The sequence below is a fragment of the Kineothrix sp. IPX-CK genome, assembly GCF_039134705.1.
Taxonomy (GTDB): domain Bacteria; phylum Bacillota; class Clostridia; order Lachnospirales; family Lachnospiraceae; genus Kineothrix; species Kineothrix sedimenti.
The window spans coordinates 955816-971968 of the sequence record NZ_CP146256.1 but is presented as its reverse complement, the minus strand read 5'-3'; the positions used below and the strand labels follow the sequence as shown (position 1 = coordinate 971968).

At 43.7% G+C, this 16153-nt stretch carries 16 protein-coding genes; 2 read left to right on the top strand and 14 right to left on the bottom strand.

The annotated features are described in order from the left end of the window. Positions 1 to 92: 92 nt before the first annotated feature. The 6 genes from V6984_RS04590 to V6984_RS04565 all read right to left on the bottom strand — a co-directional run bounded on the left by V6984_RS04590 (position 93) and on the right by V6984_RS04565 (position 6810). Positions 93 to 1559 (bottom strand): FGGY-family carbohydrate kinase, encoded by a 1467-nt coding sequence (locus V6984_RS04590; protein WP_342758623.1) that lies wholly within the window; start codon positions 1557 to 1559, stop codon positions 93 to 95. A gap of 37 nt (positions 1560 to 1596) precedes the next feature. After that, positions 1597 to 2442, bottom strand: a complete 846-nt coding sequence (locus tag V6984_RS04585) for a class II fructose-bisphosphate aldolase (RefSeq protein WP_342758622.1) — start codon at positions 2440 to 2442, stop codon at positions 1597 to 1599. 86 nt (positions 2443 to 2528) lie between these two features. After that, on the bottom strand, positions 2529 to 3026 hold the full coding sequence (locus V6984_RS04580; RefSeq protein WP_342758621.1) for an ureidoglycolate lyase: 498 nt from the start codon (positions 3024 to 3026) through the stop codon (positions 2529 to 2531). Between the two features lie 13 nt (positions 3027 to 3039). Beyond that, complete coding sequence (locus V6984_RS04575; RefSeq protein WP_342758620.1) at positions 3040 to 4023, bottom strand: ABC transporter permease; 984 nt, start codon at positions 4021 to 4023, stop codon at positions 3040 to 3042. Continuing rightward, positions 4016 to 5512: a sugar ABC transporter ATP-binding protein gene (locus V6984_RS04570; protein ID WP_342758619.1), complete on the bottom strand. Its 1497-nt coding sequence runs from the start codon at positions 5510 to 5512 to the stop codon at positions 4016 to 4018. The genes V6984_RS04575 and V6984_RS04570 overlap by 8 nt, the downstream gene beginning before the upstream one ends. Positions 5513 to 5751: 239 nt before the next feature. Next, positions 5752 to 6810, bottom strand: a complete 1059-nt coding sequence (locus V6984_RS04565; RefSeq protein ID WP_342758618.1) for a sugar ABC transporter substrate-binding protein — start codon at positions 6808 to 6810, stop codon at positions 5752 to 5754. Positions 6811 to 7145: 335 nt separating this feature from the next. Between V6984_RS04565 and V6984_RS04560 the strand changes: the two genes are divergently transcribed. Further along, on the top strand, positions 7146 to 7925 hold the full coding sequence (locus V6984_RS04560) for a DeoR/GlpR family DNA-binding transcription regulator (protein ID WP_342758617.1): 780 nt from the start codon (positions 7146 to 7148) through the stop codon (positions 7923 to 7925). 63 nt (positions 7926 to 7988) lie between these two features. Continuing rightward, positions 7989 to 8966, top strand: coding sequence for a M15 family metallopeptidase (locus V6984_RS04555; protein WP_342758616.1), 978 nt, complete (start codon positions 7989 to 7991; stop codon positions 8964 to 8966). 2 nt (positions 8967 to 8968) lie between these two features. Here V6984_RS04555 and V6984_RS04550 read toward each other — a convergent pair whose 3' ends face one another. The 8 genes from V6984_RS04550 to rpsM all read right to left on the bottom strand — a co-directional run bounded on the left by V6984_RS04550 (position 8969) and on the right by rpsM (position 15966). Continuing rightward, entirely contained in the window at positions 8969 to 9895 is a 927-nt protein-coding gene (locus V6984_RS04550; RefSeq protein ID WP_342758615.1) for a haloacid dehalogenase-like hydrolase, read from the bottom strand. 40 nt (positions 9896 to 9935) lie between these two features. Beyond that, the gene (locus tag V6984_RS04545; RefSeq protein WP_342758614.1) at positions 9936 to 10928 is read right to left on the bottom strand and encodes an aldose 1-epimerase family protein; all 993 of its coding nucleotides are present in this window, start codon (positions 10926 to 10928) and stop codon (positions 9936 to 9938) included. A gap of 26 nt (positions 10929 to 10954) precedes the next feature. Continuing rightward, on the bottom strand, positions 10955 to 11521 hold the full coding sequence (locus tag V6984_RS04540) for a hypothetical protein (protein ID WP_342758613.1): 567 nt from the start codon (positions 11519 to 11521) through the stop codon (positions 10955 to 10957). Between the two features lie 997 nt (positions 11522 to 12518). Continuing rightward, entirely contained in the window at positions 12519 to 13124 is a 606-nt protein-coding gene (locus V6984_RS04535; RefSeq protein WP_342758612.1) for a bL17 family ribosomal protein, read from the bottom strand. Between the two features lie 146 nt (positions 13125 to 13270). Then, positions 13271 to 14227, bottom strand: a complete 957-nt coding sequence (locus V6984_RS04530) for a DNA-directed RNA polymerase subunit alpha (RefSeq protein ID WP_342758611.1) — start codon at positions 14225 to 14227, stop codon at positions 13271 to 13273. A gap of 102 nt (positions 14228 to 14329) precedes the next feature. Next, positions 14330 to 14923: a 30S ribosomal protein S4 gene (gene rpsD / locus V6984_RS04525; protein ID WP_342758610.1), complete on the bottom strand. Its 594-nt coding sequence runs from the start codon at positions 14921 to 14923 to the stop codon at positions 14330 to 14332. Positions 14924 to 15101: 178 nt separating this feature from the next. Continuing rightward, positions 15102 to 15497 (bottom strand): 30S ribosomal protein S11, encoded by a 396-nt coding sequence (rpsK, locus tag V6984_RS04520; protein ID WP_342758609.1) that lies wholly within the window; start codon positions 15495 to 15497, stop codon positions 15102 to 15104. A gap of 100 nt (positions 15498 to 15597) precedes the next feature. After that, on the bottom strand, positions 15598 to 15966 hold the full coding sequence (gene rpsM / locus V6984_RS04515; protein WP_342758608.1) for a 30S ribosomal protein S13: 369 nt from the start codon (positions 15964 to 15966) through the stop codon (positions 15598 to 15600). Positions 15967 to 16153 lie beyond the last annotated feature (187 nt).

Below are 16153 nucleotides of genomic sequence, written 5' to 3'. Positions count from 1 at the left end.
ACTAAAAACTGCGGGATTGTGTATCGCTGTTTTTGCCATCCTACGATTGACAAAAGCGACATACAATCCCGCATACCGTTATCCTTCACTTCTTATTCATATAGCCTTTTTATCACTTCGCTTATTTCACAGTACCTTTCATATTTCTCCGCATAAACTCTGTCCGGCCGGTATGTAATTCCCGTTCTCACGAAATCCTGCGCCGCCTCCCGGTATGTTCCATATTTTCCGTCCGCTTTTGCACAAACTATCGCCAGTCCGCTGATTCCTGCATCCGCCGACTGGAGCAGACTAATATCTTTTCCAAGCACATCCGCCTTCATCTGCATCAAAACCTTTGATTTGGTGCAGCCTCCCGTCGCCGTTATCTTATGAATCGGCAGCTTAAGACTCTCCAGGCGCTCAAAGCTTTTTTTCGTCTCAAAGCATAGGCCCTCCAACAGTGCACGATACATCTGTGAATACTTTGTTGCCATTTCCAATCCGATAAATACCCCTAACGCCTTGTTACCGGCATCCTGACTTTTTACCTTCGACATATAGGGGAGAAAATACAATTCTCCCGAATCGGGAGCGCAGCCTTCATCCGCCTCCTCATAGCTTTTGCCAAGCTCGTCGGACTGATGCCCGATTTCCCGTATGAACCAGCGGATACTGCTGCCATGGGACAATTGCCCTACTGGAACTAGATATTTTCCTTTCTCCACATAAGGTTCAAAGATTACTTTCTTCTTATAAAAGTCTCCGGTTATATTCTCCTTGTCCACCACAAGATTAATGCTTTCTGTAGAGCCCTCACCCGCAATAATATCTCCTGCGGCTGCCGCTCCTGCCCCCAGCATGGCGCTGCACTGGTCATGACATCCAAGAACTACTTTTACGTCTCCGGAAAGGTTCAATTCCGAAGCTATACTTTTTCTTATTTTTCCCATAGAAGTACCTGTCGGCCTTACCTCCGAAAACCGGTCCAGGGGTATTTGAAATCTTTCGCCAACCTCCTTCGACCATTTCAGGTCAATGGCATCGAACAGCATTGTCCTCGATGCGGAGGATGGGTCTATCATCCTCTCCCCCGTCAGCATGTATCCGATATAGTCTCCGAACAAAAATATTTTGCTGGAATTATCTATGACGGAGGGACGATGCTCTTTTAACCACAATATTTTATTCAGCGAATACATCGGGTTCAAGGGAACACCGGTCCGGAAAAAAAGCTCTTCCTCATCGAAGCGGCTGCAAATGTCGGAAAGCGTATCATCCCCACGGCTGTCCAGGTAAGTCATACCGTTCATCAGGACATCATCCTTTTCATCCAAAATAACAAGCGCCTCCCCGATGGAGGATACGGATATCCAGCCGATATCCCTGCATTTGGTTCCAAGCTCCTTAAGAGTCTCCCTGACTGCCTGCCAGACCGTCTCGGGATTCAGCTCCACATACCCCGGCCTTGGCATTTCAAAGGAATATCCTCTATATGCGCTTGCGAGCACATCTCCCTTTTCGTTCACCAGGCCGCCCTTACATCCCGATGTTCCCACATCCAATCCGGCATACACCATTGTGCTCCTCCTTTTTCGCTTTTTCCATATTCCTCATTTAAACCCTGAATTTCGTTAAAATTTCAAGCTTATGTATTGCGACCGCTTCTACCGCTTTTCGTGCGGCAGCCATGATTTCCACAATATCTGCGTCCTCCCCCTTCGTTTCAAAAACCTCACAAATAGCGCGTTTATAGGCATTAAAGAAATCGGTTCCCACATTCAGCTTGGAAATCCCCATTTTTACCATCCTTTCCACTTCTTCGTCGGGCGTATTCGAGCCGCCGTGGACAACAATAGGGCATGCCACTTCTTCCAGCAAAATTCCTAACAAATCGAAGTTGATTTTCGGGGTGTATTTATATATTCCATGGGCTGTTCCTATCGAAACAGCAAGGCAGTCGATACCCGTATCCTCTACAAAGCTCTTCGCCATCACCGGATCCGTATAGCCGGCTGCAATTTCTTCTAAGGAGCGGTCCGCATCGGATATCATTCCAAGTTCTGCCTCTACCGAAATGCCTTTCCCGCGGGCAAGAGCTACGACTTTTCTAGTCTCTTCCACATTGAAGTCATAATTTTCGGAAGCAAGATCGATCATGACGCCTGTGTATAAATTGTCCACGCATGATTTCGCCTGCTCGTAGCTTCTTCCGTGATCCAGCCCCATGGCGATTTTCATATCGGTGTGCCGTGTTGCAACATCTGCAATTGCCCTGATGTAATCCGCACCTGCATAATCCACATGCGCATGATAAGTCTGTAATATGAGCGGAGATCTCATCTTATCCGCCGCACTGATGAGTGCCTGCGCTGTTTCCATATTCAGGGCGTTAAATGCTCCGACCGTTATTTTATGCTCTCTCGCATAGTTTAATACCTCGTTATAATTTACAAGTGCCATCTCTTTTTCCTTTTCCGTCCCGTCTCCGGCAACGTCCTTTCCTCTTAGTCATTTCTGTATTTCGTCTTCGTTTTTGCTGTTTCATATCAAAGTTCTATTTCTATGTATTCCTCCTGCGGAAAATCGCACAAAATGCAGTCATTCGCATACACTCTCTCCGGCATGACAATGAGCAGATGGAGCACATCGTTGTGTACCGGATAAGGTGATAAATGCCATACGCCCGTATTCAGCTTTACTATAGTACCTTTCGGCACAATAAACGCCTCTGTTTTCTGAGGGACCACTTCCCGTTTCGACGGTGGGGCGACGTGCATTACGGCATCATCGTCCAAAAACAAGATGCCCTCTCCCGTCCAATCGTGATATTCCGCCTTCGTCACTTCCATCCTGTCAGGCCGGTTTACCGTAAGCGGTGAAAATGCAATCTGTTCTTTTCCGCTTACGGATAAGGTAACCGGGTCGGGGTAAAAACAGCTTTCTTCTCCCGGAAAGCAATTTCCATCCGGCTCCAGTGCGTTTACAAAGCTTCCGTAGGGTCTGAAATTCTCTGCACTGATCGGCACCGCCTTTATTTTTCTCATCCTTAACGCCTCCTTACTTTTTATTGTTTTCTCTTTCTTTTCTCCAAATATCAAAGAATACCGCTATGAGGATAATCGTTCCTTTTGTTATATTCTGTACATACCATGGTATTTGCAGCATGCTCATCGCATTGGCCAATACTCCCAGTACGATTGCTCCCAGCAGGGTACTGCTGATTCTTCCTTCGCCGCCCAGATAACTGACTCCGCCCAAATAACAGGCAATTACCGCGTCGAACTCCATGGCATTCCCGGTAGTAGGCTGTCCCGTAGTGATTCTTGAGCAGGATATGATTCCGCAGACCGCAGCAAGAAACCCTGAAATACCATAGATAACCCATATTACTTTTTTAATATTGATACCGGTAAACCTTGCGGCTTCCATATTTCCGCCGATAGCATATACGTTCCGCCCGAATTTAGATTTTTCTAAAAGCAGAAACATGATAATGAAAAAAAACAGCAGATATACTACGGGGAGCGGGATAACTCCAAAGAGATAGCCGTTTCCCAATTCGCCGAATCTGGAATCCACGTTGATCATATTTCCCCGCGTAATGACATAGCAGCCTCCCCGCCCGATAAACTGCGTTGCGAGGGTGACTATAAATGGAGGCAGCTTCGTATGACTTAGCAGCGCTCCGTTAAAGATTCCAAACAGAGTGCCCGCCGCAAGAGCGGAGAGCACGCCCGCCCAGAAGGGCATTCCCACCATCGATATCATAAATGCACAGAAGCAGGAGGTAAAACCGATCACCGATCCCTGCGACAAATCAATTCCCTGAATAATAATACATAATAGCATTCCAAAAGCAATAATTCCGGTTATGGAAATGGAACGCAAAATATTCAGAAGATTCTTTGTTCCCAGAAATCTAGGCTGTATGACGGAAACCACCGCACATATCACTACAAGAAAAATCAGTATGCCTAAGTTCTGTTTGATAAATAGCATAAGGCCGTTTTGTTTTTTTATGGCCGCTTTTGTATTATTCATTGCCTATTCCTCCAATTGCCAGCTTCATAATTCCCTGCTCCGTCACCTCTTCTCTATTGATGGAGCCGGTAATCTTTCCGTTCCTGATTACGTATATGCGGTCACAGAGATTCATCACCTCCGGCATTTCCGATGAAATCAGAATAACCCCCACTCCACTCTTTACGATTTCATATATGAGCTTATAGATTTCCTGCTTGGCTCCTACATCAATTCCCCTTGTGGGCTCATCCAGAATGAGTATTCTGGGATTTGTTACCAGCCATTTGGCAAGAACCACCTTCTGCTGGTTTCCTCCTGATAAATTGACTACATTGCTTTCGTAGGATGGCGCCTTTATCCTCAGGCGCGTCGCTATATTTTCCACCATTTCATTATTGGTTTTCTTATCCAGACGTATGCCATGGATAATCTTATCCAAAATGGATATCGTAATGTTGAAGTCGATCGTCTGCCTTAGTACCAGCCCTTGCTGCTTTCTGTCCTCCGGAGCCAATACGATTCCTTTACCTACCGCATCCGTCGGAGTCTCGATGAGAATCTTCTCACCATCCAGGAAAACATCTCCCTTTGTGCTCTTATCGATTCCTAAAAGCGCCCGCATCAGCTCGCTTCTTCCGGCTCCCATAAGCCCGTAGAAACCGAGAATTTCTCCTTTTCTAAGCTCGAAACTGGTATCGAAAATATAATCGGAATTAATATGGTTTGCCTGAAACATCACCTCGCCCACTTCCGTCTCATGAGGCGGATACACATCCCTGATATCCCGGCCTACCATCATATTGATCAGCTCCTCATAGGCCATTTCCTTAACAGGCTTCCTGCCTATATATTTCCCGTCCCGCATAACGGTAATGCTGTCGCAGATAGTAAATATTTCGTTCAACTTATGGGAAATGAATATGATGGTAACGCCTTTTTTCTGAAGCATCCTCATGATACCGAAAAGCTGCTCCACTTCCGCCGTTGCTAACGAAGAGGTGGGCTCGTCCATAATAAGTATCTTGGCTTCCTCCGATAAGGAACGACATATTTCTACCATCTGCTTCTGTGCTGTACTGAGTCTGGATACTCTTTCGGAAGGAGCGAGGGTTTCCATTCCGATCATTGCAAGAAGCCTCGCCGTCTCTTCTTCCATCCTCGTTTCGTCTACCAGTCCATGCTTCAGTGGAAACTTTCCCATGTACACGTTTTCTGCAACCGTCATATTATTTGCCAGGCTGAGCTCTTGATGGATGACACTGACGCCCAGCTTTTTCGCCATCTGTACATCTGATATGAGCACCTCTTTACCATCCACATAAATCTTGCCGCTGTCAGCCTGATAAATACCCGCGAGTATTTTTATCAGGGTAGATTTGCCTGCTCCGTTTTCTCCAATCAAGGCGTGGATTTCATTTTTCTTCACTTCCAGCCGGATTCCGTCAAGCGCCTTTACTCCCGGAAAGGATTTGCTGACATCCTCTATTTTTAATATGAGTTCATCCATATCCTTATCTCCTTTTTAAAACAAAACTGTGCTTCACATACTCGCGCAGCCTGATTCTTTGCCTGCACAGCTTTTGTTCTGTGCACGCAGCTACGCATCCTGCCGTAGGGCTTTTATCTTATAGGACGTACTTTCCCTATAAGATAAAGAGGTATCCGTCCATACATGGCATATATGTTCAGATACCTCTTTATCCGCTTCTTTATTTTATCTATGCAAAAGAGCGGATATTTCTATTTCTAGAAACCTTCATATGTATCCGCATTGTCTATATTTACTTCCAGACAATCCAGCTCTTCCTTGGCCGGAACATCTTTTCCGTTCAAGAAATCGAGGGCATTCTTTACACAGTGAATGCCCAGTTCCTTCGGAAGCTGTGCTGCCGTAGCCTCCAAGTAGCCCGATTTGATCAGTTCTACCGCATTCGTCGTACCGTCTACGCTGGTTACCTTTACTTCCCCTGCCGCATATCCGTTAGCCTGTAATGCGGAACAGATACCGATCGCAAAGACATCGCCCGTGGTAAACACTCCGTCTACCTGCGTTCCGCCCTGCAGAATGTTCTCCATAATGGTAAGAGCCTCTTCGGTAGTTCCGTTCTGAACGATCTCCTCCTGAACGATCTTAATGTCGGGATATTCCTTCTCTATAAGGTCGTACAAACCTTGTTTTCTGCTATTGACCGCATCGGAGCCCGTGGTCGTGATAGTCACGAGATTGCCTTTTCCACCCATAGATTCACAAAGAGCACGTCCGGCGATTTCACCCGCACTGTAATTGTTGGATACAACCGTGGATACAACGCCCGTGGTCTCTCCTGCCGGGGTATCCATAACCGTAACCGGAATGCCTGCCGCTTCCGCTTCCTCGATAGCCGGAATGATCGCGTTGGAATCGATAGGAATCAGTATAATAGCCTTTACTCCCTGAGAAACCAAGTCTGCAACCTGATCCAGCTGCTTTTGAGAATCGAAATTAGCATCCGTTACTACAACATTTGCTGTAGGATCATATTGCTCAACTCCTGCCTGAACGCCCTTTACGCATGTAGCGTAGAAGGAGTTCGTCGCATTAGGTACAGCGCATCCATACACACCGCCTGCATTTTCTTCTCCGCCTGCTTCTTCGGACACTTCCTGTACTGCTTCCGCCGCATCATCTGCCGGCTCAGCACTTTCCGCGGGCTCAGCGGTTTTTGCAGGGGACTCCGTATTCGCAGGAGCGGTACTTCCGCAGCCTGTCAGCAAGGACACACCCATTGCCATTGTAAGTACCATTGCCAAAGCCTTCTTTTTCATTGTAATCCTCCTTTGTAATAGTTGATTGGTTTTCAAACACCCCATTGTTTGTTTCAAACATCATTGTTTGTGTTTGTTTGTTTATATCATTATATATAGCATTTTATGTTTGCAATGTCAATGTTTTGTATATATTTATATAATTTTTGTTCACTTTTCACATATTTCATCATATTATCAAACATATTCAATCACTATTATAGACTTATTATTGGTTATTTGTTATAATATGCTTATCTTAAAGCATCGGGCATAATTGCAATACTTAAAAATTCATTGTTTTACGCCATTTAAAGGACAATCCTTAAGGGCAATGTAAAAAAGGCAGGGGAACTATGTTAAAAGAAAATCGACAGCAAAAAATATTTACCTTGTTACAAAATAAAGAAGAAATCCTTGTAAAGGAGCTTTGCAATATCTTTCAGGTCTCAGACATGACAATAAGAAGAGATTTGGCAGATTTGGAGAGTGCCGGGGTCATCCGCCGTACTTTCGGAGGCGCAGTGATGAATGGCGCTATCCCCGAAACTGCAGATTTCCCCGGTGCTTATGTGAAACAATCCGAAAAGGGTGCCGATGTGAAATCCAAAATCGCATTAAAGGCTATCGAGTTGATCAAGCCCGGCTATACTATCTTTATCGATTCAGGAACTACTACCAGCCCTATCGCCAGAAACCTTCCGGACAGCAGCAAAATTACCGTGGTTACGAGCAACTTACGGGTAATCAATGAAATTTCCAAGAAGACCGAGGTATCGGCAATCGTAATCGGTGGCTTCCTAAGAAATGAAACGCTCTCCTGCTATGGGCCTCAGACAGAAGAGCAGATACGCCAATATAAAGTTGATATCGCATTCCTGGGAGCCTCAAGCGTAGGTGAGGACGGCAACTTTTATGACGGCTATCCTCCCGAAGCAGGCGTCAAGAAGAGCATCATGCAGTCCGCCAGCGAAACGTACGTGCTGGTAGATTCTTCAAAATTCGGAAAATATGAGTTGATTTCTTATAGCAGCATACGGGAAGTCACCGGTATTATTACGGACAGCGGCATCAACCCCGATCACTTGACTGCCCTGCGTCAAATGGATGCTAACGTCATCGTTGTTGATGTATAATGTAGAATGATGTATCATTACGACAATATATAAATTACAGTATATAAGTAAAAGGAAAACATTATGGACTTTAAGAAAATATCGAAACCTCTCATTCTAATACTTGGCATCATTGTCCTTAGCTCCATCTTCGTGCGCACTTTCTCCCACTCGGAAACACTGGCCGAATACGCTGCAAAAAATCCTGAAATTGCCTATAAAGCGAAGGAGACTGCCGCACCGGTCAAAGTCACAGACGATGAGAACAAGCCGGAAAATGTCCGTAAAGAAAGCAGTTCTAGCGGACAGCCCAATGACAATATAGATAGTAGTGATAATGAGGCAGGTGAGGTCACGTCCGAACCGGACGTGGAAGAAGAGGAAATGAGCACAAATCCAGATAGAATTGAATATGAGCAGGGCTTTTATTACGAGCCCCTTTCCGATGAGATCAAAAAGAAGATTACAGGGATTTCTTATCCCGTTACTGAAGCCGATAAAGATAATGCAGCAGTTACAGCAGTGAATATCGTATCCTCTGCGGAAGATATACAAGTTGCCTATGACGATCTCCGGTATGTGAGCGTACTTTATTATAATTTCAAGGGAATCGAGAGAACCGGAGAATTAATCTGCAACAAAGCAATCGCGCAGGACCTTGTGGAAATCTTTTATGAGCTGTATCGAAACGAATACCAGATAGAGCAGATATCATTAATCGATGATTATAGCGGAGATGATACGCTGTCCATGTCGGATAATAACACTTCCTGCTTCAATTATCGTTTGGTGGACGGCACCACGAGCCTTTCAAAGCATGCTCTGGGTCTCGCCATCGATATCAACCCTCTTTACAACCCTTACGTAGTATATAAAAATGACGGTACCACATATATCTCACCTCAGGGAAGCGAGATATACGCAGACCGTTCCAAAGAATTTCCTTATAAAATTGATGAAAATGATTTATGCTACAAACTTTTTGTTGAACACGGTTTTACATGGGGCGGCAATTGGAACTCCCTCAAGGATTATCAGCACTTCCAGAAGGTGCCGGAATAACTTTACCGGTTAATCGATACCGCCATTCTGTGATACGTGTGCCTCACACCCCGAATGGCTATCGAATATGCCATTATATTTTCCGGTGCCCCCATTCCCGGGTAGCCGGAATCGCCGATATGGTGGATATCCGTTCCCGTCATCTTGCACATCAGCGCAATCTGCTTAATTGTCTCGGTATCTGCTCCCTCTTGGGATGTTCCGATCGCAGTTATCGTCAGTGCGCCTAAGCTATGAGCGTAGGAAACCAGCCCTCTTATATATTCCATGGTGATTCCGGGAACCGTTCCCGGCGCAGGCAGGAGAATAATATCCGCTCCCGCCTCCACAAATTCTTTTATGTCATCTCTTGTAATGATATTCTCTCCGCCTTCTCCGATAATTCCCGAGGCGTGCATTTTTCCTGCCGCCAGAATCAGCTTATTCCCTAACTCAGCGGACATCGCTCTCAGAGAATCGGTAATTGCCTTATTGCTCACACCATTGCCCGGATTACCCGTAAGAAGGACCATATCCACACCTAGCTCGTACGCTCTTAAAGCATTATCCAGCGTCGCCCTTCGCCCTTCGGACATTTCCCACAGCGTTCCCTTATTCCCTTCCGCAATGGCATCCTCCACGGGCTCCAGGTTGATTCCTATCATCCTTCCGGTAAGGCGCTTTAACTCCCGAACCACTTCATCCTGCCCTACCTTGGGAAGTCCGCATATCACAGGCTTAATAACATCAAACATATTGAGAAGCAATATATCTGCTCCCATGGCTGCCGCGAATTCCGCATTGGTCACATCCGAAAGCACCGGCATTGTAATCCCGATACACTCACACGCTACAACCCGCCCCTCGCTTCCGGCAATAGAGCTTATATAATCTGCCTTTGTAAATTCCGAAAAATCTGAAGCCGTACAATCCAACATTCTTTTTGCCATATCTTTCTCCCTTTCCTGCGTCGTTCTCTGCTATTCTCCATTATTCTAAAATCTGAAGCTTCAATTCCACCGTCTTTTTCTCTCCCGCTTCAATTACCGGGAGCGTACCGTTTTCCCTTTCCCACTCCTGCCCCTTTACGTGGCAATTGCAGGGCTCAAATCCCATAACATAATCTCCTGAGGCCATAGACTTCCACTGGGTAAAACGGGGAAGCTGCTTCGCCTGAAAGCTGATCGACAGTCCGGCACCAACATTTTCGTTAAATACGGACACATTCGCAAAGCCTTTTTCATCCGGTTGCAGCATATGATAAAAAACCTCCTCTGGAAGCTTATCCACCGGAGCAGTAACCTCATTCCACGGCAGGGCCGTCTCCCCGTCTTCACCTAAAAGAACCGTTTTAGATGAAGAAATCCGTATCTTTGCTCCCACATCCAGCAGAGGATATCCTATATTAAAATGATACAGCAGCATAAATGGGCTGGTTTCATATGCCTGATTCTCAAACTCATCCCGAATCGCTATCTCCTTGCTCCCGCAATAAGTCTCTATGGTGCGCCTTAATACGATGTTCCCTCCAAATAGTGCCGCTTGTCTCATTTCTCCCGACAGTCTGATCTTATATTCTCCATCCTCCCAGTAGCAATCGGCACAAACATGCTCCGCCGGCGTAGAGCGCAGACTTCCGTGCATGGGAAACATATTATGAGGCTCGATTCCGGGCGTTCCCACGTTATCCGTACCACAGGTGAAGAACATTCCGCCCATGATGCTTCTCTGTCCCGCAAATCCATTATAATCATAAGCCTGTCCGTTCTGCAGTCCGGGCTTGCTTATAAAGTTGAAATTGATGCCCCGCCAGGACAATTCCGTAATATCAAGACACTTATCCTGCGCAGACGTGAACATAAGAGGACCCGACTTGACCTGATAGGCCTTCAGCCCTCCTGCCCTGCCCTCCGCATATTCGATCTTACGGATATAGGCCTCCTGCTGCATGCTTCCGATTTTCTTCAGCCACTCTTTTTCCATCTATGCTCTCCGTTTTGCCAATGAAACTATTTATTCTTTCTGCATATTACTAATGTCCCGTACTCAGTTCTTGTATAGTTTTCTAAATCGATATCCGGCTCATAGCAATAATGCCTGTCCTTGGGATTATAGAAAAGTATAAAATCCATGTCATTTATATCCGCCGTACTTCCTTCTCCCGCTCCCGTAATATCCGTACAAGTTTTTTTCTCATTATCCCACACATATACCTTGTCACGTCCATTATAACGCATCCAAAATGAAGCCGTAAGATCAGACTCTACGTAAGGTGAATATGCCGCCAATATCTTTGAATCCGCTGTCGATTCCTTCAAGACTGTGTTAAAAACCGCAGTTACGCTATCACCCCTGTAAGTATAGTATTCTCCTTCAGAAATCACAATCGGAAAATGTATCACAAGTAAACCTAAAATACAGCAGCAATATAATTTGCTTCGTATCCCCTTTATTCCATCCCAATTACTCAGTGCAATTACAATAAAATATGCATATCCGAATACCCATGGAATAATATAACGTTCCTCAAATCCAAGTTTTAAATAAAGAATAAACTGAGGAATCATAATTGCCATCGTCAACAAAAATTCCCATATCAAATTCTTCCATCTCTTAATTCCAGTCAACATAATAATGAAAATCAAAGCAGCAAAAACTGCAAACCACTGTAAAGGATTTTGTAAAATATAAATCCATAAAATTTTATAACTGTTCATGGACATTGAAGAATCATAAAATCCCTGGCCTGTACCAGAATGGAAAAATATAACCAGCAAGCAAAGAATTAAAAATATTATGAGAGAACATATCATAAAAATATTCTTCTTAAAGGATATAAAAACTGTTTTAAGCGAAAAACCATTCCTTTTTATATCATAATAAAAAAGATACGAAATAGCGAACGGAATCATCATCAAAAAACTTTCTTTAAATAACCCTGCCAATATCATCATAATAAGAGACAGCCAATTATACGCTTTTTTTCTTGTATCAACCCATTTTAAAAGAAAATAAAAACCGATTGAAAATAACATTAGTCCCGTACATTCCTGCGGACCCAACTTCCACCATACTACCGACTGCGGGCCTACCATAACTACCATCGCAAACAAAACGGAATAAAAAATATTACATTTCATTTCCCGTGCAATTAAATACAAAAAAAAGAAAGCTAATACCGTTACAATACCTTTTGCTATAGACCATGCAACCAAATTTGTTTCAAAAAAAACGGTGAAAGTAACCCTGATAAAATAATAAAGTGGACGGAACCTCCAAGATAAGTCTTTTACAATTGTATCTTTCAGACATTCAAAATAGGATAATTTGTCCATCTTCATCTGTATAAGATAATCGACATACTCTTGATCATCTACCAGATGCCATCCAGATGTAATCGTACCCGTAAACAATAAGATGTCAAAAACTAACGCAGTAAAAAATAATCCTGCAATGCACAATTCTTTTTTTCTAGATATTTTCATTCTTCGATCCCTCAATATGCAAAATCAGTGATATAAGAAAAAACTTATATCACCGATTATTATACTTTACTCTTTGTGTTCTATGAAACTATACCAACTCAAGAACAACTTCCATCGCAGCATCACCTTTACGCTGTCCGATTTTAATAATTCTTGTATAACCGCCCTTACGGGTTGCATATTTCGGTCCGTATTCGTCGAAAAGCTTTGCCACTAAGTCAACTTCCTTCGTTGCTTTCTTTTTTCCTGCTGCAGTTGAAGGAACCTCCGTTACCGGATATAATACCTTTAACATCTGTCTTCTTGCATGAAGTCTGGAAGCAAGATCTTTCTTGATTTCTTTTTCTACTTCGTCGTAAACCGTTACAGTAACGCCGTTTTCGATTCTTAAGATTTTGCCGTCTTTGTCACGGTGCGTCTCGGAAAGAACCTTCTTCGTATCCTTATCAACGATCTGCTTTACTCTCTTGCCGTCTTTATCCTTACGTGCAACCTTTGCAGTAACCTTTACGGTCTCGAAGTTATCTTTTTCTTTTGCAGCAAGTGCGATGAGTCCTTCAGCAATTTTCTGAACTTCTTTCGCCTTTGCCTGTGTGGTAATAATTTTTCCATTATACAATAAATTAGTTACCTGATTTCTAAGTAATGCTTTTCTCTGGTCAGATGTTCTGCCAAGCTTTCTGTATTTTGCCATTTTTACGGCTCCTTTCTCTTAATCGGGATAATTCCCTATGGAACATCCGGCCATGCACTTTGGACTTATTTACCGAATGCCGACTCCATATCATGAGCCCGCACACATACGCGCTTTGGACTTACTACACATGCGTTTTCACGAATTTACTCATCACTGGGATTAAGCTGTAATCCGAGTTCTTTTAATTTAGCCAAAACCTCTTCCAGGGATTTGCGTCCTAAGTTACGAACCTTCATCATATCCTCGGATGTCTTATTGGTCAATTCTTCAACCGTATTGATACCGGCTCTCTTTAAGCAATTGTAAGAACGAACTGACAGTTCGAGCTCATCAATGCTCATTTCCAATACTTTTTCTTTTTCGTCGTCTTCCTTCTCTACCATAACCTCTGCGGTCTTGGCATTCTCGGACAAATCGATGAAAAGACTCAAATGTTCGCTGAGTACTTTCGCAGCCAAACTAACTGCTTCGTCGGGAACCAAAGTTCCGTTCGTATACACGTCGAGGGTCAGCTTGTCATAATCCGTAATCTGACCTACACGAGTGTTCTCAATCGTTACATTTACTCTTTCAACGGGTGTGTAAATAGAATCGATCGCAATCACACCGATAGGCAGATCCTCTACCTTATTCTTATCGGCGCCTACGTAACCCCTGCCTTTAGTAATGGTAAGTTCCATATACAGCTTCGTATCTTTTCCGCTTAAAGTAGCGATTACCAAATCGGGATTTAAGATTTCAATATCCTGATCCACCTGAATATCGGAAGCCTTAACTACACCTTCGCCGTCATATTCAATATATGCCGTCTTAGGCTCGTTTGTATCGCTGTTATTTCTAATAGCGAGACTTTTAATATTCATAATAATTTCGGTAACATCTTCCTTGACACCGGGAATGGAGCTGAATTCGTGCAAAACGCCCTCAATCTTTACCTGACTTACTGCAGTACCGGGTAAAGAAGAAAGCATGATCCTTCTTAAAGAATTGCCAAGCGTAATACCGTAACCTCTTTCCAAAGGCTCAACTACGAATTTACCATACTTTTTATCTTCAGAGATTTCTGCAACCTCAATATTGGGTCTCTCAAAATCAAACACTGCAAATACCCTCCTTTACGAACAATTATATCTAAGTCGTTTAAGCAGATAAGAAGGATTCTCCTCATCTGCCTAACTTTTTTATCATAATGAAATCTTATTTTACTTAGAATATAATTCGACTATAAGCATTTCATCAACCGGAACATCGATCATCTCTCTTGCGGGGAGCTGCTTGATGGTTCCCTTCATAGCTTCCTGATCTACATCCATCCATTCAGGAGTAAGTCTTCCCGCCGTAACTTCGAGGATATCTTTATATCTCTGCAAGGATTTGGATTTTTCTCTTACTTCAATTACATCTCCGGCTTTTACTAAATAAGAAGGAATATTTACGGGTTTGCCGTTTACGAGGAAATGTTTGTGGTCTACGACCTGTCTCGCTTCTCTTCTTGTTCTTGCGAGGCCCATTCTGAATACTACGTTATCGAGTCTGCTCTCGAGAATGACCATAAGGTTTTCACCAGTCAGACCCTTCATCATTCTGTCCGCTTTTTCATAGTAATTTCTAAAGGGTTTCTCAAGAACGCCATAGATAAATTTTGCTTTCTGCTTTTCTCTCAACTGAAGACCGTACTCACTCATCTTCTTGCCTGCTCTTACGGCTCTGTTCGATTTCTTGTCATATCCTAAATAAGCTGGCTCAAGTCCGAGCGCTCTGCATCTTTTTAAAACTGGTACTCTATTAACTGCCATTTGAGGCTCCTTTCTAAATAAAGGCTCATATGCCTTTCACTATTGTTTACAACGTAAACTCCCATAAGAGCATTACGCATTCTTCCAACCTGCTATCAAGCGCAAATTACTGCTTCGCAGCATTTCTGTACGCTAATTGTCACTATGAAGCCTGGGGCAGCATAGTATCGCTCCGTGATTATACGCGGCGGCGCTTAGGAGGACGGCATCCGTTGTGAGGAACCGGAGTTACATCTCTGATGCTCGTTACTTCGAGTCCACATGCCTGAAGTGCACGGATAGCTGCCTCACGTCCTGAACCCGGTCCTTTAACCATAACGTCAACGGTCTTCAAACCATGTACAAGTGCAGCCTTAGTAGCGGTTTCAGCCGCCATCTGAGCTGCATACGGAGTAGATTTCCTTGAACCTCTAAAGCCAAGACCACCAGCACTTGCCCAACTAAGAGCGTTTCCTTCATTGTCTGTCAATGTAACAATTGTATTGTTAAAAGAAGACTGGATATGTGCCTGTCCATGTTCAACGTTTTTCTTGACACGTTTTTTTGTCACTTTTTTGGTAACTTTTTTTGCCATTTTAAACTAACCTACTTTCTCAACTTTTCATTCTCTGTTACTTTTGTTTTTTTCTTCTTATCAGCCATCGTACATAAGACATACGGTACTTTACCGAAGATTATTTCTTTTTATTTGCTACTGTACGTTTGGGGCCTTTTCTTGTTCTTGCATTGGTCTTGGTTTTCTGACCACGAACCGGAAGGCCTTTTCTATGACGGATTCCTCTGTAGCATCCAATCTCCTGAAGTCTCTTGATGTTTAAAGCGATTTCTCTTCTGAGATCACCTTCTACTGCGTAGTTCGCATCAATTTCTTCGCTGAGTCTCTTTACTTCTTCATCCGTCAATTCTCTTACACGGGTATCAGGATTAACCTTTGCCGCTTCAAGAATCTTGTTTGCACTTACTCTTCCTATACCATAGATATATGTGAGTCCGATCTCCACACGTTTTTCTCTAGGTAAGTCAACACCTGAAATACGAGCCATTTACATTTCCTCCATTTTCTTCGTAGCATCCTCGAGTGTTCTTTACTCATTTCGCTTATAAATATCTTTCGCGGGGGATGCCATGCTTTCGCATATTTTTCTCTGCATGAAAATAGTTCATGCCGCTACTAAGTTGATTGAGATGGCGTGATGCACATCCAACCGGAATCGAATCCGACCTTTCCAA